22 protein-coding genes are annotated in these 22,232 nt (G+C 61.8%); 11 read left to right on the top strand and 11 right to left on the bottom strand.

Going from position 1 to position 22,232, the window contains the following annotated elements; genetic code table 11:
* Positions 1-104: 104 nt before the first annotated feature.
* Both A4C63_RS19965 and gspG read right to left on the bottom strand, forming a co-directional pair.
* Positions 105-1,295, bottom strand: a complete 1,191-nt coding sequence (locus A4C63_RS19965; protein WP_063914222.1) for a type II secretion system F family protein — start codon at positions 1,293-1,295, stop codon at positions 105-107.
* Between the two features lie 11 nt (positions 1,296-1,306).
* Positions 1,307-1,732 carry a type II secretion system major pseudopilin GspG gene (gene gspG, locus A4C63_RS19960; protein ID WP_063914221.1) on the bottom strand — a complete coding sequence of 142 codons (426 nt, stop codon included), beginning with the start codon at positions 1,730-1,732 and terminating at the stop codon, positions 1,307-1,309.
* Between the two features lie 185 nt (positions 1,733-1,917).
* On the opposite strand from gspG, the gene A4C63_RS19955 reads away from it, so the two are divergent.
* The 4 genes from A4C63_RS19955 to A4C63_RS19940 all read left to right on the top strand — a co-directional run bounded on the left by A4C63_RS19955 (position 1,918) and on the right by A4C63_RS19940 (position 7,490).
* A complete protein-coding gene (locus A4C63_RS19955; RefSeq protein ID WP_063914220.1) occupies positions 1,918-2,502 on the top strand; it encodes a lytic transglycosylase domain-containing protein in 585 nt (194 codons plus the stop codon).
* 341 nt (positions 2,503-2,843) lie between these two features.
* Positions 2,844-4,304, top strand: coding sequence for a HAMP domain-containing sensor histidine kinase (locus A4C63_RS19950; protein WP_063914219.1), 1,461 nt, complete (start codon positions 2,844-2,846; stop codon positions 4,302-4,304).
* Between the two features lie 296 nt (positions 4,305-4,600).
* Positions 4,601-6,094 (top strand): HAMP domain-containing sensor histidine kinase, encoded by a 1,494-nt coding sequence (locus A4C63_RS19945; RefSeq protein ID WP_063914218.1) that lies wholly within the window; start codon positions 4,601-4,603, stop codon positions 6,092-6,094.
* Positions 6,063-7,490: a sigma-54 dependent transcriptional regulator gene (locus A4C63_RS19940; protein ID WP_063914217.1), complete on the top strand. Its 1,428-nt coding sequence runs from the start codon at positions 6,063-6,065 to the stop codon at positions 7,488-7,490. Before A4C63_RS19945 ends, A4C63_RS19940 begins: the two co-directional genes overlap by 32 nt.
* Before the next feature lie 108 nt (positions 7,491-7,598).
* Here the strand turns inward: A4C63_RS19940 and A4C63_RS19935 are convergent, their stop codons facing one another.
* From A4C63_RS19935 to A4C63_RS19925, 3 genes are all read right to left on the bottom strand, one after another.
* Positions 7,599-7,892, bottom strand: a complete 294-nt coding sequence (locus tag A4C63_RS19935; RefSeq protein ID WP_063914216.1) for a hypothetical protein — start codon at positions 7,890-7,892, stop codon at positions 7,599-7,601.
* A gap of 83 nt (positions 7,893-7,975) precedes the next feature.
* A complete protein-coding gene (locus A4C63_RS19930) occupies positions 7,976-9,328 on the bottom strand; it encodes a GntP family permease (RefSeq protein ID WP_063914215.1) in 1,353 nt (450 codons plus the stop codon).
* A gap of 111 nt (positions 9,329-9,439) precedes the next feature.
* The gene (locus A4C63_RS19925) at positions 9,440-9,979 is read right to left on the bottom strand and encodes a gluconokinase (protein WP_063914214.1); all 540 of its coding nucleotides are present in this window, start codon (positions 9,977-9,979) and stop codon (positions 9,440-9,442) included.
* 206 nt (positions 9,980-10,185) lie between these two features.
* Between A4C63_RS19925 and A4C63_RS19920 the strand changes: the two genes are divergently transcribed.
* The 5 genes from A4C63_RS19920 (at position 10,186) to A4C63_RS19900 (ending at position 14,495) form a co-directional block, all read left to right on the top strand.
* Entirely contained in the window at positions 10,186-11,205 is a 1,020-nt protein-coding gene (locus A4C63_RS19920) for a LacI family DNA-binding transcriptional regulator (protein WP_025339312.1), read from the top strand.
* Positions 11,206-11,648: 443 nt separating this feature from the next.
* A complete protein-coding gene (locus A4C63_RS19915; RefSeq protein ID WP_232062804.1) occupies positions 11,649-11,912 on the top strand; it encodes an AlpA family transcriptional regulator in 264 nt (87 codons plus the stop codon).
* A gap of 55 nt (positions 11,913-11,967) precedes the next feature.
* A complete protein-coding gene (locus A4C63_RS19910; protein WP_156510896.1) occupies positions 11,968-13,794 on the top strand; it encodes a primase-helicase family protein in 1,827 nt (608 codons plus the stop codon).
* On the top strand, positions 13,787-14,275 hold the full coding sequence (locus tag A4C63_RS19905; RefSeq protein ID WP_063914211.1) for a hypothetical protein: 489 nt from the start codon (positions 13,787-13,789) through the stop codon (positions 14,273-14,275). Before A4C63_RS19910 ends, A4C63_RS19905 begins: the two co-directional genes overlap by 8 nt.
* Positions 14,268-14,495 carry a hypothetical protein gene (locus A4C63_RS19900; RefSeq protein ID WP_063914210.1) on the top strand — a complete coding sequence of 76 codons (228 nt, stop codon included), beginning with the start codon at positions 14,268-14,270 and terminating at the stop codon, positions 14,493-14,495. Before A4C63_RS19905 ends, A4C63_RS19900 begins: the two co-directional genes overlap by 8 nt.
* 4 nt (positions 14,496-14,499) lie before the next feature.
* Here the strand turns inward: A4C63_RS19900 and A4C63_RS19895 are convergent, their stop codons facing one another.
* Positions 14,500-14,793, bottom strand: coding sequence for a hypothetical protein (locus A4C63_RS19895; protein WP_063914209.1), 294 nt, complete (start codon positions 14,791-14,793; stop codon positions 14,500-14,502).
* 129 nt (positions 14,794-14,922) lie between these two features.
* Here A4C63_RS19895 and A4C63_RS19890 point away from each other — a divergent pair, with 129 nt between their 5' ends.
* Positions 14,923-15,840, top strand: coding sequence for a hypothetical protein (locus A4C63_RS19890; protein WP_156510895.1), 918 nt, complete (start codon positions 14,923-14,925; stop codon positions 15,838-15,840).
* 90 nt (positions 15,841-15,930) lie between these two features.
* Complete coding sequence (locus A4C63_RS26630) at positions 15,931-16,773, top strand: hypothetical protein (RefSeq protein ID WP_063914207.1); 843 nt, start codon at positions 15,931-15,933, stop codon at positions 16,771-16,773.
* 33 nt (positions 16,774-16,806) lie between these two features.
* Here A4C63_RS26630 and A4C63_RS19880 read toward each other — a convergent pair whose 3' ends face one another.
* The 5 genes from A4C63_RS19880 to A4C63_RS19860 are packed head-to-tail and all read right to left on the bottom strand — an operon-like array spanning position 16,807 to position 22,230.
* Complete coding sequence (locus A4C63_RS19880) at positions 16,807-17,091, bottom strand: hypothetical protein (protein WP_063914206.1); 285 nt, start codon at positions 17,089-17,091, stop codon at positions 16,807-16,809.
* A 2-nt stretch (positions 17,092-17,093) separates the two neighbouring features.
* Complete coding sequence (locus tag A4C63_RS19875; protein ID WP_063914205.1) at positions 17,094-18,065, bottom strand: hypothetical protein; 972 nt, start codon at positions 18,063-18,065, stop codon at positions 17,094-17,096.
* Positions 18,058-18,612, bottom strand: a complete 555-nt coding sequence (locus tag A4C63_RS19870) for a hypothetical protein (RefSeq protein WP_063914204.1) — start codon at positions 18,610-18,612, stop codon at positions 18,058-18,060. Before A4C63_RS19870 ends, A4C63_RS19875 begins: the two co-directional genes overlap by 8 nt.
* The gene (locus A4C63_RS19865) at positions 18,605-18,847 is read right to left on the bottom strand and encodes a hypothetical protein (RefSeq protein WP_063914203.1); all 243 of its coding nucleotides are present in this window, start codon (positions 18,845-18,847) and stop codon (positions 18,605-18,607) included. Before A4C63_RS19865 ends, A4C63_RS19870 begins: the two co-directional genes overlap by 8 nt.
* Complete coding sequence (locus A4C63_RS19860; RefSeq protein ID WP_063914202.1) at positions 18,844-22,230, bottom strand: hypothetical protein; 3,387 nt, start codon at positions 22,228-22,230, stop codon at positions 18,844-18,846. Before A4C63_RS19860 ends, A4C63_RS19865 begins: the two co-directional genes overlap by 4 nt.
* Between the last annotated feature and the right edge of the window lie 2 nt (positions 22,231-22,232).

Below are 22,232 nucleotides of genomic sequence, written 5' to 3'. Positions count from 1 at the left end.
TGCACAGTACCTGTGGGAGTGGGCTTGCCCGCGAAGAGGCCGGGACAGGCACCACCATTTCCGAGGAAGCCCTATGACCTGCGTGAAAACATGGGCCTGGCGCTTCAGTGAATGCTCGAGGCCAGTTCGAAGATCGGCATGTACATCAGGATCACGATCAGGCCGATCAGCAGGCCGATGAAGGTCATCAGCAGCGGTTCGAACAGCTTGACGAACCATTCCACCCAGCGGCCGATTTCCTGGTCATGGAAGTCGGCGCAGCGCTCCAGCATCTCGCCCAGGTTGCCGGACTGCTCGCCGGCCCGCAGCAGGCGCAGCGATACCGGCGTGACCAGTTGCCCGGCCTCCAGCGCATCGGACAGCGGCAGCCCTTCGCCGACCCGCTGGCTGGCCCGTTCCAGGCCCTGGGCTGCCGCGCTGCCGAGCAGGCCGCGGGCCATGCCCATGGCGGTGAGGATGGGTATGCCGCCTTGCAGCAAGATGCCCAACGAGCGATAGAAGCGCGCCAGTTCGTACATCATCAGGCGTTGGTGCAGTGCCGGCAGGCGCCGCAGCTGGCAGGCCGCCCAGCGCCTCACCCGTGGCTGGCGGCGCAGCAGCCAGAGCGTTGTGACCGTGCCAAGGCTGCCCAGAGCCAGCGGCAGTTGCTGGGCATGCAGGAACAGACCTATCTGCATCAGCAACCGTGACAGCCAGGGCAATTCCGTGCCCATGCCCTCGAATACCTGGCTGAAACGCGGCACCACGTAGCCAAGCAGGAACAGCACCACGCCACCGCCCACCAGCAATAGTAGCAACGGGTAGACCGAGGCCCCCACCAGTTTCTGCCGTACCAGGTCCAGGCGCTGGCGGTAGCTGATGTAGCGGGCGAGGGCGTCGCCGAGCGCGCCGGTACGCTCACTGGACTGCACCAGCGCCACGTACAGCGGTGGGAACACCCGTGGCTGCTGGCCCAGGGCCTGGGACAGCGAGCGGCCTTCGTACAGTTGGCGGACCAGCTCGGCGAGCACTTTGCGCGTTGCGGCTGCGGGGGCCTTTTCCGCCAGGCTCTCCAGCGCGTCGATCAGCGGCAGGCCGGCGTTGAGCAGGGTCGAAAGCTCCTGGCTGAACAGCACCAGGTCAAAGCTTGCCTCGCGGCGCCAGGCCATGCCGCGCAAGGCGCCGCCGTGGCCACGCAGGCTGAGCACGCGCAGGCCCTGGTCCTCGACCTGGCGGCGGGCCTGGTCGGCGTCCTCGGCGTCGATCTGCAACTGCACCACACCCTGCCTGCCCAGGGCCTTGAGGCTGTAGCGCATGGCCGCTCTCCCTATTGCCAGCTGGTGATTTCGGCGTTTTCCCCGTCGCCACCGGGCTGGCCGTCCTTGCCCATCGACAGCAGGTCGTACTCGCCGCCATTCTCGCCGGGTTGCCGGTAGATGTACGGGCGGCCCCACGGGTCCTGCGGCACGGCCTTCTGCAGGTACGGGCCGGTCCAGCGCGCTTCGCCACTGGGGGCGACCACCAGGGCCTGCAGGCCTTGCTCACTGTTGGGGTAGTGGCCGACTTCCAGGCGGTACAGGTCCAGGGCCTTGCTCAGCCCCTCTATCTGAGCCCGCGCCACCTTGGCCTCGGAGCGGCCGAGCTGGCTGAAATACTTGGGCGCGACGATACCGGCCAGCAGGCCGAGCACTACCAGCACCACCAGGAGTTCAAGCAGGGTGAAACCATGTTGGGGGTTGGTTCTGCGCTGCATGGTGAAGCCCTCCGCTGCATGGGGACAAGCTTTTGCAGGCTCCATGCAACAGCCGTGCACGCCTGCCTTGGGGCCTTGCAGCATGCGGCACGGAAAGCGGCACAGTGCTTGCGTCGTGGTCATCGACCTCGGGTTTTCCGGGGCATATTCCCCAACATTGGGGGTACCACGAAGAGGCGACCGACATGCGTGGACTCATTCTCGGTTTGATCTGGCTGGTGGCAGGTGCTGCCCAGGCCGATGTGTACATTTCCATCGATGCCAAAGGCAGCTACATACTGACCAACGTCCATCGACCCGGGCGCCTCTATGAAACGGTGATCAGCGAGCCGAAGGCCCAGGCCGGCCCGGCCAACGCGCAGCTGATCACAGGCCGCCCCTACGCCAAGCTGGTTGCCGCCGCAGCGCGCACCAACGATGTCCCCCCGGCGTTGCTGCATGCAGTGATCAAGGCTGAGTCCGGCTACAACCCCAAGGCCCGTTCACCGGCGGGTGCGGTGGGGCTGATGCAACTTATGCCGGATACCGCCCGCGAGATGGGCGTGGAAAACCGCCTGGACCCGGAAGACAACGTGCAGGGCGGGGCCCGCTACCTCAAGCGCATGCTCGACTTGTTCGACAATGACATCACCCTGGCCGTGGCGGCCTACAACGCCGGCCCCGACGCGGTGTTGCGCCGTGGTGCGGTACCACCGTTCGCCGAGACCCGGCGCTATGTGCCCAATGTGCTGCGGGAGTACCGCAGGTTGCAGGGGTTGTCGGGTGATTAGCCTTTGCAATTTTCCCTGTGGGAGATTGCCCAGCCCTTTGGGCTGCGCTGCCGCACAGGGAACAATGTTCGAGAGCGTGCCACGTTCCCTTGTGGGAGCGGGCGTGCCCGCGAAGAATTCAACGCGGTGGCTGGCACCGGCGCGCCGGTGTTCGCGGCGGTTCGACGCCTCGACGAGCCCGCTCCCACAGGGGCCGCGCCGGCATCTGGATTTTTTTCAGGGCGGGCGCCACTCGGCAAGTACGGAAACAATACCCTTCGGCGGATGCCACCAAGCTAACCCGATGGTTTCCCCAACTCTGGACTATAACCTTCTGAAGGTGCCCAGTTGTGGAGTCCGCCATGGACATCGCCCCTCGTTCCGACGCTATTGAAGTACCTGCCGGTAGCGAGCTGGCCACCCCACGCAAGCCTTTCAACCTGCTGCGCTGGTACGCTTGGGTCAGCTTGGCCATCATCCTCTCGGTAGCGGTCGGGTTGGGGTTGATTTCCAGCCGTTTCATCATCGACGAGAGTATCGAACGCGATGCCTTGCTCACTGCGCAGTTCATCACCTCCATCGCCGATGCCGAAGTGCGCCATGTGTCGATCCCCAATGTGCGCACCATGGGTGAACTGCTCGACCCACGCATCGACCGCGCCAACCTGCTCGACGTCGACCCGGACGCCCGACGCAGGGCGCGCGGGGAGTTCCTTGACCACATCGCCCACCTGCCTGACATGCTGCTGGCCAACATCTATGCCCCGGACCGGACGGTGATCTGGTCCAGCAACCCGGCGCTGGTCGGCAAGCTGATCGAGGGCGACAGCGACCTGGAGCAGGCCTTCGAGTACAAGATGCGAGTCTCGGCCAGCTACCACAACTTCGAGCAGGCCCGCGCCGAGCAGAAGTTCGTCACTTCACCCGAGCAGTTGTTCATCGAGAACTACATTCCGCTGTTCGATGCCGATGGTGAGCAGGTCACGGCCATGGTCGAGATCTACAAAGAGCCCCATGACCTGATCGGGCGCATCGAGCATGGCCTGATCCTGATCTGGCTGGCGATCACCGTCGGTGCCGGCCTGGTCTACGTCGGCCTGTACGGCATCATGCACCGCGCCGCGCGTCTACTGGCGGTGCAGCAGAAGCGGCTGATCAACAACGAAACCTACGTGGCACTGGGTGAGGTGTCCTCGGCGGTGGCCCACAGCCTGCGCAACCCGCTGGCCAGCATCCGTTCCAGTGCCGAACTGGCCCAGGCGTTCGATGATGGCCCGGCGCAGCGCAATGTCAACGACATCATCAGCCAGGTCGACCGCATGTCGCAGTGGATCCGCCAGATGTTGCAGTCATTGCGCCCGCTCAACGATGAGGCAGTGGCGGTGGATTTGCCGCTGGCATTGCAGGAAAGCCTGCAGACCTACGCGGTGCCATTGGCACGTGGTGGGGTGAGCCTGGACCTGCAACCGTTACCGGCGGTGCAGGTGCTGGGGCACCCGGCGTTACTGCGGCAGATTTTCAGCAGCCTGATCGCCAACGCCCTGGAGTCGATGGAGCAGGGGGGGCGGTTGCGTGTCGAGGTGGTGCGCCACGACCGGCGTAGCCTGACCCTGCGCCTGTCCGACAACGGCAAAGGCATGAACGAAGAGCAGCAGCGCATGGCCTTTCGGCCGTTCTTCACCACCAAGCAGGGTGGGTTGGGCGTGGGTCTGGTGTTGGTGAAGCGCATCATGGAGCGCTTCGGCGGCACCGTCCGGCTCAGCAGCAGTGAAGGCCATGGCACCCGGGTTTCGTTGAACTTCCGGCTGTTCAAATCTTCCTGATTGACGTTAACAAATTTAAATATCTTATTGATTTTAAATAACTAATGTTTTTAGGGTAAAAAAACCCAAATGTGGGGAATTTTCCTCCGGACTACTTTAGGAATATTGAGTAACTACTTGAAAAAATAACAAATAAAAATATTTTTAGATGGCTGGCTAAATTCTTGCAATGTGACAGGTGAAGCGCAACACGCGACAAATGGCAGCTGCGGCTGCACGGGTGAGGTGCTATCAATTGGCTACCATTGGTCGCCTTGACGCATTTCTGAACGGACGCCCTGCGCGGGAAGCACGCGATGCAGACGCTGGAAAACGAAGTTTCCGACAAGGCCAGTACTACCGCCAGCGATGTGGCCGTGCCATTGCGCGAATTCAATCTGCTGCGCTGGTTTTCGGTCATCAGCTTGCTGATCATCGCCTCGGTGGCGGGCGGGCTGGGTTATGTGTCGACGCGTTTCGTGGTTAACGACAGCGTCGAGCGCGATGCCATGCTCACCGCTCAGTTCATCCAGGCCATGGCCCAGGCCGAGGTGCGCCATTCGCAGTTGCCGCCGGGTACCACCATGGGCGAGTTGCTTAACCCGCGCCTGGACCAGCAGCACTTGCAGTTCACCCCGGCGCTGGCTGAATCGACCCGGGTCGAGTTTCTCGACCATGTCGAGCACCTGCCGGACACCTTGCTGGCCAACGTCTATGCCCGCGACCACACCATCGTCTGGTCGACCAACCCGGAGCTGATCGGTGAGCGCATCGAGGCCGACGGCGACCTCGACCGCGCCTTTCGCTCGCGCAAGGCGGTGTCGGCCAGCTACCACCAGGCCGAGGACGACCGCGAGGAGCAGAAGTTCCAGCGTGAACCGCGCTACCTGTTCATCGAGAACTACATCCCGCTGTTCGACAGCCAGGGCGAGCAGGTGCTGGCCATGGTGGAAATATACAAGGAGCCGCAGGACCTGGTCCGGCGCATCCAGCGCGGTTATGTGCTGATCTGGGCCTCGACCCTGGTGGGCGGGGCGCTGGTCTACTTCGGCCTGTTCTGGATCGTGCGCCGCGCGGCGCAGCTGCTGCGCCTACAGCAGGACCGGCTGGTGGCGGGTGAAACCTATGTGGCCTTGGGCGAGATGTCCTCAGCGGTGGCTCACAGCTTGCGCAATCCACTGGCCAACATTCGTTCCAGCGCCGAACTGGCCCAGGAAATCGCCAACCCCGCGGCGCAGAAGAACATCACCGACATCATCAGCCAGGTCGACCGCATGTCGCGCTGGGTGCGTGATTTGCTGGTGTCATTGCGCCCGACCAGCGACGAGGCCGAGGCCGTGGACCTGGTGACGGCCATCGAGGACACCCACCTGGCATTCGCCCAGCAGATCGAACGTAACGGCGTGCGCTTCTGCTACGAAGGCCCCGAGTCACAGTGGGTGGCCAGCCAGCCGTTACAGCTCACGCAAATTCTCAACACCCTGTTTTCCAATGCCTTGGAAGCCATGCCCGAAGGCGGCATGCTGCGCGCCCAGGTCAATGTGCAGGATGGGCAGCGTGCCGAGTTCGTCCTTAGCGATACCGGCAAGGGCATGAGCCAACAGCAGGAACGGATGGTGTTCAAGCCGTTCTACACCACCAAGCAGGGCGGCCTGGGCGTAGGCCTGGCCCTGGTCAAACGCATCATGGAACGTTTTGGCGGCTCGGTCAGCCTGAGCAGCCGCGAAGAGGAAGGAACCCGCGTAAGCCTCACATTCAATATCGCAGCGGGAGGGGACCATGGAGCACAGCATCCTGGTAGTCGAGGATGATGAAATCCTCGCCGACAACATTCGCACCTACCTCAGCCTCAAGGGCTTCGAGGTCACCGTATGCCACAGCGCGGAGCTGGCGCTGGAGCAGATCAAGCGGGCCCAGCCCGATGCGGTGCTGACCGACAACTCGCTGCCGGGCATGAGCGGGCACGACCTGCTGCGCACCCTGGTGGCGCAGGTGCCGGACCTGAAAGTGATCATGATGACCGGCTATGGCAATGTCGAAGATGCCGTGCAGGCAATGAAGGAGGGCGCCTTCCATTACCTGAGCAAACCGGTGGTGCTGGCCGAGCTCAAGCTCACCCTGGACAAGGCACTGGCCGCTGAGCGCATGGAGCGCACGTTGTCGTTCTACCAGGAGCGCGAGGCGCAGAAGTCAGGGTTGCAGGCGTTGATCGGCGAATCACCGACGATGCTCTCCCTCAAGCACACCCTGCGGCAGGTGCTGGATGCCGAGCGGCGCATGGCCAGCGACGACTTGCCACCGGTGCTGATCGAAGGCGAGACCGGTACCGGCAAAGAGCTGGTGGCCCGCGCCTTGCATTTTGATGGGTCGCGCAGCAAGGGGCCGTTCATCGAGTTCAACTGCGCCTCGATCCCGGCCAACCTGCTGGAGGCCGAACTGTTTGGCCATGAGAAGGGCGCCTTTACCGACGCCAAGGAGCGCCGGGTGGGCCTGGTGGAGGCTGCCGATGGCGGTACTTTGTTCCTCGACGAGATTGGCGAGATGGACCTGGTGCTGCAGGCCAAGCTGCTCAAGTTGCTGGAAGACCGCAGCATCCGCCGGATCGGCGCGGTGAAGGAGCGCAAGGTCGACCTGCGGGTGATCAGTGCTACCAACTGCAACCTGGAGCAGATGGTGCAGCAAGGCAAGTTCCGCCGCGACCTGTTCTTCCGCCTGCGCATCATTGCCCTTAAGGTGCCGCGCCTGTATGCCCGCGGGCAGGACGTGCTGCTGCTGGCGCGGCATTTCCTGGCCCATCATGGCCGGCGTTATGGCAAGCCGAACCTGCGCTTTTGCGCCGAGGCGGAAAAGCTGATGCTCGGTTACAGCTGGCCAGGCAATGTGCGCGAACTGCGCAACATGCTGGAGCAGACAGTGCTGCTGGCACCGAACGAGGTGGTGCAGGCGCATCAGCTGAACCTGTGCATGACCCTGATCGACGAGCCGCTGGTGCAGCAAGCGGCGCCTGCGATGTTCGAAATGCCCCGGCACGAACCGGAGCCGGGCACCAGCCTGCCGGACATGGAGCGCGACCTGGTCTGCAAGACCCTGGACCGCACGGACTGGAACGTCACCAAGTCGGCGCGCTTGCTCGGGCTATCGCGGGACATGCTGCGTTACCGGATCGAGAAGCTGGGGCTGACCAGGCCGGACAAGCGCCAGTGGTGAGCATCGTATAATGGGCCGTACAGGGGCCCCTGTGGGAGCGCGCCAACTTTTAGAATTTGAGCAAGACAGTTGCTCCCAAAGGGGCCGCGAAACATTCAGGATCATTGATCAACGCTGAATATCGGCTGCTCCCTGCCGCCCGGTGCCTTCCGAGCCGCTGCCATCCATCCCCGGCAAATCCCGGTCGTCATTCTGTTCCGCCGGCGGGCTGTCCGGGTCGTTGCCCTTTATGCGTGGGTCGGTGTCCCGTGGCATGGGCTTTTCGATCGGGTTGAGGGTGCTGTCCGCGCCCGGCTTGGGCGCCGGGTTGTGCGGGTCGTCGGGGTAGGTGGGGCCGGTGCCGGCAGCCAGGGCCAGCGGCGTGGCGAGCAGGGCAATCAGCAGAATGCTTGAGCGGGGCATGGCAGGCTCCTTTGCTTCGGGTAGGGCTGATACTTCCCTTCGGCCCTACCCGAACTTCAAGGTGCCATTACTCCGATCAACGGTTACACCACCAGCGACAGCAACATGATGAAGATGATGCCGACGATCGACAGGATGGTCTCCATCATGCTCCAGGTCTTGAAGGTTTCCGCCACGGTCATGTTGAAGTACTGCTTAACCAGCCAGAAGCCGGCGTCGTTCACATGGGACAGGATCAACGAGCCGGCACCGGTGGCCAGCACCAGCAGTTCACGGTTAACCCCCGGCACCAGGTCGATCACTGGTGCGACGATGCCTGCGCCGGTAATGGTGGCGACCGTGGCGGAACCGGTGGCGATGCGGATTACCGCCGCTACCAGCCAGGCCAGCATGATCGGCGAAATCTCCGCCTGTACGGCCATCTGCCCGATCACGTTGCCCACACCGGTGTCCACCAGCATCTGCTTGAAGCCGCCACCGGCACCCACGATCAGCACGATCGCCGCGGTCGGAGCCAGGCTCTGGTCGAGCATCTTCATGATCTGCTGGCGGTTGAAGCCACGGGCCGCGCCGAAGGTGTAGAAGGCCAGCAGCAGGGCGGCGAGCAGGGCGGTGATGGGGTGGCCGATCAGGTCCATCCACTGGCGCACGATGTGCTCGGCGGGTAGCACCACGTCGGCGAAGGTCTTCAGCAGCATCAGCACCACCGGCAGCAGCACGGTGACCAGGGTAATGGTGAAGCTCGGCAGGTTGCCCTGGTCGGACTCCTTGGCGATCTGGTCCATCAGTTCCTGGGACGGGGTGCCCGGGATGTAGCGGGAAATGAAGTTACCGAACAGCGGGCCGGCGATGATGGCGGTAGGCAATGCCACGATCAGGCCATAGAAGATGGTCTTGCCGATGTCGGCATGGAAGATGCCGATCGCCAGCAGTGGGCCCGGGTGCGGGGGCACCAGGCCGTGCACCACCGACAGGCCGGCCAGCAGCGGAATGCCGATCTTGATCAGCGACACGCCCGAGCGCCGGGCGACGATAAACACCAGTGGAATCAGCAGCACGAAGCCGATTTCGAAGAACAGCGGGATGCCCACCAGGAAGGCGGCGAACATCATGGCCCAGTGCACGTTCTTCTTGCCAAAGGCGCGGATGAGGGTTTGCGCGATCTGGTCGGCGCCCCCGGAGTCGGCCATCAGCTTGCCGAGCATGGTACCCAGGGCGAGCACGATGCCGACGAAGCCCAGCACGCCGCCAAAACCGTCCTGGAACGATTTCATGACCTTGGCCACCGGCATGCCGGAGGTCAGGCCAAGGAAGCCGGCCGCGATCGTGAGGGCGACGAAGGGGTGAACTTTGAAGTGGGTGATCAGCAGGATCAGCCCGACGATGGTAACCAGCGCGTCGAGCAGCAGGAAGGTATCAGTAGCCAGTCCGAACATGGTTTGAAGGCCTCGGTCTTATCGTTGTTTTGGCGTAGCTTTTTTGAAACTTTGCGCACGTTTACGGGGCAGGGTAGCGCTGTCTTTAGTGAGCCAGGAAAGTCGGCAAGGTCAGGCGGTTTGTGCCAGGCCCCGCTCACCGCGGTCCTTTAGCCAGCGGTCCACCGCTTCGGCAAGCGCTTCGATGGGCTGGGTGGCGTCAAGCGCCAGGGTCAGGGGTTCGCCGTGTGGCGGTTCCAGGGCAGCGAACTGGCTGTCGATGAGGCTCGCCGGCATGAAATGCCCGGGGCGGGCCAGCACGCGTTTTTCGGCCTCGGCGGGCGACAGTTCGAGGAACACGAACACCAGCCCCGGCATGGCATCACGCAGGGTGTCACGGTAGCGGCGCTTGAGGGCCGAACAGGTCAGGATCGGACGCTCCCCAGCCTGGGTCGTGGCTTGCAGTTCCTGACCAAGACGCACCAGCCAGCCGGCACGGTCGCTGTCGTCCAGGGGGATGCCAGCGCTCATCTTGCGGATGTTTTCGGCAGGGTGGAAAGCGTCGCCTTCGATCAGGCGGCCGCCGCTTCGGGTGGCGATTGCAGCGCCGATGCAGCTTTTGCCGCAACCGGCCACGCCCATCACCACGATGGCGGACAGGGGAGAATTCATCAGTACCTCCTGCGGGTGAGATAGCGCTGTCCCGTCATCGACGAACAGTCACCTCCCCGGTGTTATTGATCTTGTCCTTACGCAGTATGGACGCTTGGCGGCGAGCGTGCGGAGGCTGCTACCAAAGATTACATTGCCTGCGTCCTGAGACAGCGCTACCTTAGTGGCCGTTCCCTTTCCTTGCAAGTAGTAAAATTACAACACTCATGTCCCGCACCGGCTCCCGCACCACAGGTCGTCCCACCCTGGCAGAAGTTGCCAGGCTTTCCGGGGTTTCCCCGATTACCGCCTCGCGCGCCCTGCGTGGTGTCAGCACGGTTGCGCCGGAGCTGGTCGAAAAGGTCGTTGCGGCTGCAGCGAGCCTGGGCTATGTGGCCAACCCGGCGGCCCGGGCCCTGGCTTCGGCACGCAGCCAGTCGGTGGTGGTGTTGATCCCGTCGCTGTCCAACCAGCTGTTCATCGACACCCTGGAGGCCATTCATGAGGTCATGCGCCCGCGCGGGCTCGAGGTGCTGATCGGCAACTATCACTACGATCTTGCCGAAGAAGAGAACCTGATCCGCAATTACCTGGCCTACCAGCCCTGCGGCATGCTGCTGACCGGCTTCGAGCGCAGTGAGGCATCGCGGCAGATGCTGGCGGCCAGTGGCGTACCCTGCGTGCACATGATGGAACTCAATGGCGAGGCCGGGGCGCTGTCGGTCGGCTTCTCGCAACAGCAGGCCGGGCGTGCTGCGGCCCGCCACCTGATCGAGCGCGGGCGCAAGCGCCTGGCGTTCATTGCCGCCCAGCTCGACCCGCGGGTGATGCAGCGTGCCGAAGGGTTCCGCCAGGCGTTGGCCGAGGCCGGCTTGCAGGCGGCCGAGCTGGAGGTGCTGGCGCCGGAGCCTTCTTCCATTGCCCTGGGCAGCGCGCTGTTCAGCCAGCTGCTGCAGCAGGCGCCGGATGTCGACGGTATCTTCTTCTGCAACGACGACCTGGCCCAGGGCGCGGTGCTGCAGGCATTGCGCCAGGGGGTCGAGGTACCGCGACAGGTGGCGATGGTCGGTTTCAACGACCTGCCGGCTTCGGCGCACATGGTGCCGCGGCTGACCTCGATTCGCACGCCTCGGGCCGCCGTTGGGCGCGGTGCGGCGCAGGCGCTGCTGGCGTTGCTCGATGGCAAGCGGGTACCGAATGCGCAGCAGGACCTGGGCTTTGAGTTGATGGTGCGGGAGAGTTCCTGAGCTCGTCTTGAGGGGTGGGGTGGTTTCGAGACCGAGCGCCGCCCGCGCGGCGCATCGCGAGCGAAGCTCGCTCCTACATCTGTTTCGGGCCAATTATTCCTGAGGCAGAGGCGCGCGGCCCTTTGGCGTCCACCTCGATATCGTGTGAAACAAACAAGGCGGTCGCGCGCGCTGGTGCAGGCGTTACTGGCCCGAAACAAATGTAGGAGCGAGCTTCGCTCGCGATGCGCAGCGCGGGCGGCGCTCGATTTCACAGGCGCCACAAAAAACACGACTTACACCAGGCGAACTATGCTCAGGACACCGCGCATACAGGAGCCCGGCGTCATGTTCGATTTCCACCGCGACGGCAGCACAGGATAAAGCAGCCTCTCTAGCGCAGTACTCCCACCTAAAAAGCCATCTCACGAACCCCCATGCATATCACCTTGGGAGTATTTGAGATGAGCAACCAAAAGAAACCCCTGATGACTGCCCCCGGCTTCCTGATGCCGTGGGAAGAGGCCAAGCGTCTGATTGACGCCCGAAGCGATGCGACCATGTACAAGTACATCGCCTTGGGGTTCCCGGCACCACTGGAAATCAGCCCACGCCGTACCGACGGTGCTGTAGGCAAGCGCATGTTCGTGCGTACCGAAGTGGAAGCGTGGATCAAGGCCAAGCTCGCAGAACGCGATGCTGCCTACGGCCGTGGTCAACCAGCCTGAAAAGAAAAAGCCCCTACCAGTTGTGCATTCCGGTAGAGGCTAGGGGGTGTATCTAATGAGTAGCAATATTTTAACAGGCGCTGGCGCTGGGGCAAGTGGCATCCCGCCTGAAATCAAGGACAAGATGAATGCAGAAATGGCCGCCAAGTTGGCCGAAGAGGAAGCAAAGGACGCACGCCGAAAATCCAAGCGCGCTGCCAAGCAAGCGTCACCTGTGCCCGGTGAATCCAATGTCAGTATTTCGAGCAGTGCCACACTGCTTGACCTGCCACCGACCAATGATGCGGACGGTCTGCCAGAACAAACCGTCGTGCCGAATGAGCAGGTCGAGTTCGGCACAAGGCAGGCTGACGCCAGCGGTCTGCTGACCTCCATGAAGCAAGCGCGGGAAGCGCCTGCACAGCAAGCCCCTGTGCAACCGAGCGCGTCGAAGTCGACTGCACAGGTGCAGCAACCACCAGTGCAATCCACCCCGCCCAAGTCTGGCGGTGGTCTACACATCGACCCCGAGTCGAGGGAAATCCTCCGCTATATCTCGCAAGACTTCGTGATGCTCACAGCGAACGGTGATGAACGCGCCTATCACATCGCGTCGGGTGACGTGTTCGGCAAGAACGGGTTCATCAAGTATTGCAGCAAGCACTATGGCGACCTGACGATCACCAAGGCTGACGGCAGCGAAGAGCGCCAACCCTCGGGGCTGATCTGGTGGACGTGGAATGACCCCTTGCAGCGAGTGGCCCGACGCATCGTCATGGAGCCGACCAGCAAGCTGGAGCATGAATGCAACCCGGAGGTGTTCAACCTCTGGTATGAGCGCAAGAAAGACATGTGCCCACCCGACATGACCGCCACGCCCGAGAGCATCAAGCCACTGACCGATCACCTCATGTATATCAGCGATGGCGACCATGTTGTGGTCCGGTACTTTATGCACTGGTTGGCACAGCTGTACCAGACGCCTGAAATCAAGATTCCATCGGCGTTCCTGTTCTATTCGCGAGAGCAAGGCGTTGGTAAGTCCACGTTGTACAACCTGCTGTCCAAGGTATTCGGGTGGTCCATGGTCGGCAACGTCAGCGGCCGGGCACTGACCAAGGGCTTCGATGACGCTATGGAGCACAAGCGGTTGCTCGTGATTAACGAGGCGACCAGAAGCGACCGGGCCGACTGGTACGAAAACTTCAAGAACATGATTTCCGAGGGGCAGACCAGCTTCGAGGGCAAGGGCCGGCCGGCCAAGGATATTCGCAACATCACGCATTTCGTTATCACGACAAACCACAGGGACGCGCTGCCACTGGCACAGGGTGACCGGCGTATCGCTGTGTTCCAGTGCGAGGCTGACCGGAAACCCCCTGAATACTACGTCAAGCTGCTGGAATGGATGGATGGGCCGGGGCCGGCGCTGGTGGCAGGTGTGTTGGCCACTTGGAAGTTCGATGCCGACTGGAACCCTTATGCCCCTGTGCCTCAGACCGAAGCTGCCAAGGCCCTGCAGGGCATCAGCCAAGGCACGTTGTACGTCAAGCTGCTGGAAATGCGGGAGGCGAGCGTACCGCCGTTCAACCGAGGCGCAGTCACTGCTGACCAGATTGCAAGTTTGCTATTGGGTGAACGCAAGCACGAGCTGTGGGGCTGCGCAGTCACTTACCCAGCGGTGGGCAAGGCGCTGAACAAAATGGGCTGGAAGCCATGGGAAGGCAAAGTCGAATACCCGGGCGGGAAATCGGGCGGGGCAAGGGTCAGTGTTTACCTGACAACGCCGACCGATGACTGGTGGCGGGGCATGTCACCAAAGGACCGTGGCACCTTCCTGAAATCTGACAAGTGTGTGTTCCCAGTTCAAGACCAACCCTGCGAGGTGGCCAACCATGAGTAATTCCATTTCCGGCACCGCCGCCCTGGCACAACCTGTGCTGATCCCGTTGATTCTGACCGGCAGGGCTGGCCAGCGCATTGAAAAGGAAGCGGTCAAATCCGTTGCTGCCGAGCATCGCGAAAAGCTGCGTGCGGCCAAGCGTGCGGTGGAAAACAAGGCCGTCGAGTATGCGGATATCATGCTCGACCAGCACATTGCCGCTGCCTTGAACCCAGCAACCGACCCGAAGTTAGCGCGACAGCTGCGCATGGATATTATCGAGCTGAGCAGGGCGCGCGATGCCGACCCGGACGACGCGAAACAGCGTGACACTGCTGCACAGAAGCTGCTGGACGCGCTGGGTGCGTGGTCAGTAGCGAATCGCGCTGTCGAGGAAGCGGGTAAAGCTGTGCCCCGCATTGAGCGCAACGAAAAGGACATCACCCCGCCCAGTGATATCGACCTGGGCGAGTTCTTCGAGGGTGACGATGACAATGGATGAATTCGACGAGCTGGAATACCGGCTGGCCGAAGCGAAGTGTCGCCTGGAGCTGATGATGTTCGACGCTGCGTTGGCCATGCTGCAGGAGGAAGCGCGGATGGCGCTCGATCCTGCGACCGACCCCGAGCTGGCGCAGCAGATACGCGACCACATCGCCGGTCTCGATACCAAATACATCCTGAGCTGCCTGCGTGGCCCTTTCCCTGGGGATGCGGCATGATCGACTAGAGGCCGTCTCGGTACCGCTCCAGCTCTCTGTCGATCAAGGCCTGGAGCGCTGCACTACCCCCCGTGAAATCAATCTCCACCGGCTCGCCCTTCAGCCTGGAGGTCACTGCCAACTTGAGCCTGGTGGGGCCGCCACCACTGTGCTGTACTGCGCGAAAAATCCGGTTGCTGTCAGCACCACGACGCGGAGCCCCGAGGAAGAATGCCCAGCCGTCAGGGTTGTGGCGCGGCTCTGCTACCAGGTGGCTGTACTCACGTTCAACGAATGCCAGGATGTCGTCGGGTGACATGGCTGCTTGCTCCGATGGTGGGCACAGTCAGTTCAGCACATGGTCGGCGTGCGGTCCATGCTGGCAAGATTATCCTCGACGCCGCTATCATCGCTGGCTATGTGCCATGGATTGAGAGAAGGGATTGCAATGGCTTCGTGGGAACCAGTGCATGGTGTGTTTACGGCTTCGCCATCGTGGCTGCCGGCGATGGATTTTTGGGATAAGTTCGACTGGTTTCCCTTCATTATGACGGCTGCCGCCGCGTTCATCACTGCCCTAGTGGGCGCGAAGGTCGGCGCCTCGGCAGCACAGAAGATCGCCAAGAAGGCCAAGCGGATAGACGAGCTGACTGCCGAAATCAGGGCGGTGAATACAGGCATAACCATTGGTATGGCGATCCTCAACGCTGCATTGTCCTCGAAAAGCCAGTACATCAAACCTGTCAAAGTTAGGTATGAGGCAGAGCGAGAAAAGTTCCACGCTGCGGTTAAAGCGGGTACTGGCGAGGCGGTGCTAGTAATTGACCGCCTGAAGTTTTTGCATGTATCTATGCCGACAGGGGATCTGCAGCAACTAGTGATGCATAAAATATCCAGTTCCGGGCTTGCCCTGCGGGCTGCCCTTGCGCTTATGGATAGCGATACGCGGCTTGGGGAAGCTATCAATCATAGGAATAATCTCCTAGACCGGTTTTCTAAAGAAGACCTCCCGCCAGGATTTTCGCTCGCGGACCTTTATTTCGGCACAGCTGTTGCTGGCGGGCACAACAAGGAGTATCGCAGCACTCTCGATGCTGTATGCAGCTATAACGATGAGGTTATTTTCTTTTCCCTCAAGCTGTGCAAAGACCTGGAGGCTCACGGGCAAGTTCTGGTGAAAGAAATTAAACAACTGTCGGATGAACCTGTCGGAATCATCACTGTTAACGAAGAAGCTGCCTATAGGACCGGGCTAGTACCATCGACGAAAGAATTTGAAAACTGGCTGGGCGGCTATAAAGAGGTGCACGCGCCGCGCCCTCCCCGCAAATGGTGGCACTGGCGGCGCAAGAAATGGCATTCCTAGGCCTCTCTGCCACAGCCAATTATTTCCCTACGCACCCCGACGCCGCTATCATCGCTGGCCATATGCCATGAATAATGCGAAGAGGTTGCAATGGCGAGTTTGTGGGAACCGGTTGGTGGTGTGTTCTGGAGCGTGCCGCCGAATGACGGTTGGGTGCATTGGCCGATAGCAATTGTGCTTCTGTTTGTAGCCGTCGCGGTTGTGGGGATAGGAGCACGCATTGCCAGTAAGCGTAAGGAGCCAGAATGGCACCTGCGACAGCACATGGTGGAGATTGGCGGTGCACTCACGCTTGTCTATCTGGTTGGCATCACTGCGCTAACGTGGGGCCGCATCGGCACCCTTGGCGATATGCCTTTGAACGAAGTGGGCGACTTCCTAGCCGGTGCCTTCGGCCCGGTTGCGTTCCTATGGCTGGTCCTGGGTTTCCTGCAGCAAGGTGATGAACTGAGATTGAGCACTAAGGCTCTGGAGGACCAAGCCGGTGAACTCAAGCGATCAGTTCAGCATCAGTCAACTATGGCGACAGCGGCGCTAGAGCAGATGGAGGCACAGCGGGCCACGTTACAAATGCAAATAGACGAGCGGGACGAGGCACTCAGGGCGATTTTTTCAATTGAGTCCGGCTACGCATCCTACGTTTCGGGGTTGGTTAGAAACACAATTATTGTCCGTAACAATGGCGCCGACGCCACCGATCTGGTTATGACTTTTGAGCCAGAAATCCCTGGAGTAGGTTTGCGTCTTTTGGATATGAGGTCTGGAGGACAGGAAAGCTACTCTTTCAATTTCAACGATAACGAAAGCCCGCGTAATGGCAGAGCTACTATCACTTATTATGATAGGGTCGGCGTAGTAAGGCATCAGTCCTTCGTCTATGAGTTAGACGAGGCCACGGACACCTATGAATTTAAGAGGTACTACGAAGGTTAATAAGGGCATCCCTGCCACCTGTGCCAGAAGCCCTCACTCCCCATCCGACTGGCACAGTTCGTCGTCATCGTCATGGACCGGCAGCATCCTGAGTGGCCAGCCGAACAGCTCGGCCCTCAGCCCCTGCACCACCTCGTCAATCGTCAGTCCCTGACCGTCAGCCCATATGCCGGCACGCATGCCGCGCAACACAGCTCGGCGCTGGCGTTTCAGCGTCTCGTTCCGGCCTAACTCGACATCACGCTGCAGGGCTGCGAGGCCCTGCATGATCCGGTCGCCGCGTGTGGCTCGTCGGGTGGGGATGATTGGACTGTCCATGGTCAGAACCCGAACTGGCCTTCGCCAGAGCTGCGGCGCATGGCCTCGAACATTTTGTCGAACTCATCATTGCTCATGGATGCGATCCGGCTTGCCGAAATGGCGCCCTGTTCGTCTGGTGCCCGACCACCCGCTGGCAGATTGGACAGGCTGGTCGGTGCCTGCTTGATCTGGCCATTTGGCGTACGGTGCGCACTCTGGTAGCCAAGTTCCTGTGCCTTGTTGTAGAGCAACTGGGCCGGGTTCAGGTTGTTGTCTGCACAGTGTTGGATGAATCCCAGCATGGCGATATTTTTAGCGAAGGCGTGCTGCTCCGGCGTGGCGCCCGGGCGCTGCTGCTGGATAAGCGCCGTCACTTCTCTGTCCAGGTGCGCATAGGCCTGACCATAATCAGGATGCTGCGCGGTGAACTCGGCTTCGATCTGCATGACAATGGGCGCAGCCTGTCGCATCTGCTGGTCTACATGCGCGCTGGCCTGCTCGAACTGCCGGCGCTGCACATCGGCTTGCTGGGCCTGCTCGATCTGCTGCAACCGTGCTTCTACGTGACCTTGGGGGTCCTCTTCGAACGTCGGAATCTGCGCCTGTTGCTGGGCTGCCTGCTGTTGCGCCTGCCATTGCTGGAACTGTTGCATCTGCGCTTGCTGGGCTGCCATCTGCGCCTGCATCTGGCGTACCTGTTCCTGTGCGGCCTGACGTGCGCGACGCTCTTCCTGCAGGGCACCAAGGGGCACATGACGTTGGCCCTTGCCTTGGGGTTGGTCGTCGACCTGCTCGCTGTCGTCTTCCTCGGCCTGTTCGGCCAAGTGTCCGTGCTGGCGCTGGTCGTGCTCGGCGTAGTCCTCTACGTCGTCGGCAATGGCGCTGGGGACCGCGTCCCCGGGGCCAACATCATCGGCCACGCCGGCACTGTCAGTCATTTCGGTGACCATGGCGCCAAGGTCAAAACCGTTTTCGTTTTCAATGTCACTCATGATTGTTCACCTCTTTGCGCTGGGTGCGCGGACGTTTCTTGCCAGACAATGGCAGGGACGGATGCTCAGTGGATTGCACAGTTGGTATGGTCAGGCCATGGCGTGCGCTCAGGTCGGCGGCGCCACGTTCGGCAGCTTCGCGACGTGCCTGTGCGGCCAAGGCCTCGGTCAGCTCTTCCTGCAGCTGGGCCACTTTCGCTGCGTGGCCAATGCGCAGCCGGTACGCGTCGAGTTCATCGTCGGACAGCGGGCAGCGGTTGATCCTGAGTGAGTCCCAGCCGACTACAAAGCCGCACCGAACCCGTTGGCGCTCGGCAATGCTCAACTTGAGCAGACCGCGCAGCATGGTTTCCTCGGCCTGTGCTGCGGTACGGCAGCGAACGGCGCCGGCTGGTTGCACATGTTCAGCCCACGGGCCAAGCGCGATCAGGGGGCGCGGGAAGGTGACCAGATAGGCGCCGTCATCTGGAGTGATGCGCACGCGGCTGGTGTCCAAGTTGTGGAGTTCTGCGTCACGGCGCAGGGTGTCCAGTTCAGTATCACGCATGATTGCGGGCCTCTTTGATGGCGGCATTGAGCCGGTCGATTTCGTGTTGGCGGCACAGTTGGTCGGCGCTGCCGTCTGCTTGGGTCAGCCGGCGCAGCTTGGCCACGGCCGCTTCAAGGGCCTGCTGGGCTTTCGGCAGTGCGTCGGTTACATAGCGCTGTACGTTTTCCAGCTCGACCACCTGTGCCCGGGCGGCTTGCACAGCTGCTTGCGCAGCTTCAATTTCAGGGTTCATTTCCTACCTCTGGCCATGGTGGCCGTCTGCTTGCGGTACAAGTCGATAAGGCCCCGGCTGCCATTGCGTAGGTGCGGGGTGAAGGCCTTTTTTGCGCTGCTGCGTGCGGTCTTCATGATCTTGTCCAGAGCCTCTACGCGCTCGTCATCGTCCATGGATTGCCAGAGCCTGGAGCGCAGCAGTGCGCTGGCCTCGGCGTGCATCCGGCTGTTGGCCAGTTCGCTCAGTTCGTTCAGCTGTTCCGTGGCCAGCTCGAACCTTTCACCGCGCTGGCCTTGGACCTTGGATGCCACATGGTAGGTGCTTCTCATGGCCTGCGGTGCCCAGCCAAGGCGGTCAGCTTCCACGCGTAGCGGGTCATCACTTGGCACAGTGGATGGGATAGGGCCAGCGCGGCCGATCTGGCGCTGTGGCTCCATCAGTGGTGCGCCGAACTGGTCGCGCTTGATGGGCAGCGATTCGCGCAGGCCGGGCAGGCGGTAGGCGAGTTGGTCGGTGAAGCTGTCGCGGTCGGTTTCGCGCTGGAACGGGTCGAGGTACCGGCCGATATGGGACAGGGCAGTGGCGGGCTGCACAAGTGTGGCAGCGCTGCGATTGATCCAGCTGCCGCCGTAACGGTCGGGGTCAGTCATGGCCTGCATCACACCGGACAGGCCTTGTAGCCATGTCTTGCTGGTGAAGTTGCGGCCAATGGCTTTCATCAAGCTGGCCAGACCAAGTTCCTGTTTTTCCCAGCCGTGCGCCACGTCAGCGGCGATACCGACCAAGGTGGCCATAGGCTCGATACGGCTGTACTGCTGCCATTGCCCGTTGATCTTGAGGCTGTACGGCTGGTTACCTGCGGCGAGCCATGCCCGGCGCTCTTCCGGGTCTTCCGGGCCACCGCCGGAAACATTGCCGTTCAAGGCGCCGACGACACCGAGGGCCATCAGCAGGGAGCCGATACCCATACGCGCCAGCGCTTCTTCACTTCTATGGCCACCGGTTTTCAGGTCTTGCCGAACCTGCTTGAAGATCGGCGCGGCGGGGCTGTGCTTAACCGCGTAGGTGACCAGATTCATAGGGGTCTTTAGGAACGGGATTACCAAGGATCCTGCGCCATAAGGGATCGCGTGGCGCAGGCGGTTCACGGCCTGAGTGATTTCCCCGGCGCGGTTGTTGAAGGTGTGGAACAGGGCCGCGTCCTCACCAGCCTGTACAAGCTCGGCGGGAGGATTGGCGATGATTTCCTGTACGCGCTTATGCACATCTGCAGGGCCTTTGCCCTTGCCTTTTAGCTCTTTGGCGGCCATGCGGTAGGCCTCGGCATAGCGGGCCATACCATCGTTCAGGTACTTGAAGAACTGGTCTTCCGACTGGAGCATGCGCAGCGGCACACCCCACACCTTTTGACCTGGATAATCGTCGCGGTAGACCTCGGCCTTGTTCTCACCGCCGAACGCGTCTTCCCCGGTGCGCCACGAATCGACAGCACCACGGGCGCCGTTGATAGCACCTTCGAGCATGCCACCCAACTGGTAGACGGATTCCCCGATACGGGTTTCGCCATTCAGTCCTACTGCGCGTTTGGCTGCACCGATGCCACCGGCCAAGGCGCGGACGGGAACCTGCATGACACTGGTGGCCAAGTTCGACAGGACGTTGACGAAGTGGGTGTCAGGCGAGCTGAGCAGCATGGATTTGTAGAAGGTCCAGAAACCATCGCTGCCAGCCTGACGGGCCAGCTTATTGGCCGCTTCCACTCCACCAATGCGGGAGGCATTGGTCAACGCGTCGGCAATGGCCTTGACGCCTTGAGCACCGCCCACGGCATCCAGCATGTGGCCGGCCTGTTTCATGGTGGTCACGTCGGCGCGCATGGCAGACATTGCACGACCAATCTCGGCACGGCTGGCCATGACGGCTTTTTGCGTACTGCGCAGGTCGTTGAGGCTTTGCAGGAAGTTCGCTTGTTCGAGTTCGGTGGCGTTGCCGCTGCTGATCTTGGCGCTCAGGTCCAGAGTCTTGATCGTCTGGTCTTTGAGTAGGCGGGTGGCCGCGACCTGCTCTTCGGCGTTGAATGCCACGCCCAAGCGATGCTTGCGCAGCTTCTCCACCGTGGTACCGGTGAGGGCAGCAAGACGGCCGGTTTCTTCCCAGCTGATGGTGCCTCGGCGTGCGGCTTCAATATCCGGCTCATCGTCCGCCAGCAGGGCAAGGCTGCTGTCCATTTGGTCTTGGCTCAGACCCATCGACTCGAACAGTGGACGCACATTGGTGGACCCAGCGAACGGCACTTTCGGCACAGTTGGCGCCGGCTGTGGTGCGAGTGGTGGGATTGGTGGGGGTGCCGGTGCTGGGGTGGCCATAGCCTCGGGCTGTTGCGCTGCCACTTGTGGCTGTTCTGCTGGAGTGTTCATAGTTGGCCGGCGCAGACCGGCAGCGCCACCCATGGCACCACCGACGATGCCACCTACGGTCATCTGCTTGGATACGCCTTCCATCACCGGGCGGTCATTCGCCAGATTCTGGAGTACCTGCTGTTGGCCGGACTGAGTGAGTTCTTCGAGGCTTTCGACACCGGTGCCGACCAGCGCCCGGTTGACCAGACCCTTGGCTACGTCCACGCCATTGGCGCCGGCCAGCTGCGCGTCGATATCCGCGACCCCGAGGGCGCGACCGATGCGGGCGCCAGCGGCACCGAGTAAGCCGGTACCGATACCAGAGGCGAGGGCCAAGCCGGACTGGCCAAGGGTCAGGCCATCTACACCTTTCTGTTGGTTTTCTTGCACTGTGGAACTGGCCTGTTGGCCGGCAGCGATAACACCTTCACCAGCGCCCGCGCCCAGTACGCCCGCCATACCCGGCGCAGCGCCAAGGGCTTTTGCACCAGCAGCGATACCACGGCCAGCCACGCCCCCCAGTGCCATGCTCGGCAGGGATTCGGCAACAGCGTGCGGGATCAAGCTAGGGTTTTCGCGCAGTGCCTGGAGCGTGCCCGCCATGCCTTGGGCGCGGTCGAGGTGCTGCATGGCCTGCTGATGCTGTGGGGTGGCCATGCGGTCGAGTTCTGCGCGACGGCCTGCCGGGTCATAGCCATATTGCTGATTGAGTCCCGGCGATACACGGCCACCAGTCAGAAGGTCACCAATCCCCGTGACACCTTCGGCGGCGCCGATCATGCCCTTGCTCAGGGACAGGCCGTAATCGTCGATGGCCTGACCGATGGGGCGCAGGCTTTCCGGCAGCATGTCGTTGGCGTTCCATGGCTGATCGGCTGGCACAGTGGTTGGCTGCTCGTCGGGCAGGTCGTCAAACGACAATCCACCTTGCGGTGCGGGGGCGGGCTGGGCGGCAGCAACTACCGGTTGTTCATCCGGCAAGTCGTCGAACGAAAGGGCCATGG

The sequence above is a fragment of the Pseudomonas sp. p21 genome, assembly GCF_001642705.1.
Taxonomy (GTDB): Bacteria; Pseudomonadota; Gammaproteobacteria; order Pseudomonadales; family Pseudomonadaceae; genus Aquipseudomonas.
This window is presented reverse-complemented; position numbering and strand designations above follow the sequence as displayed.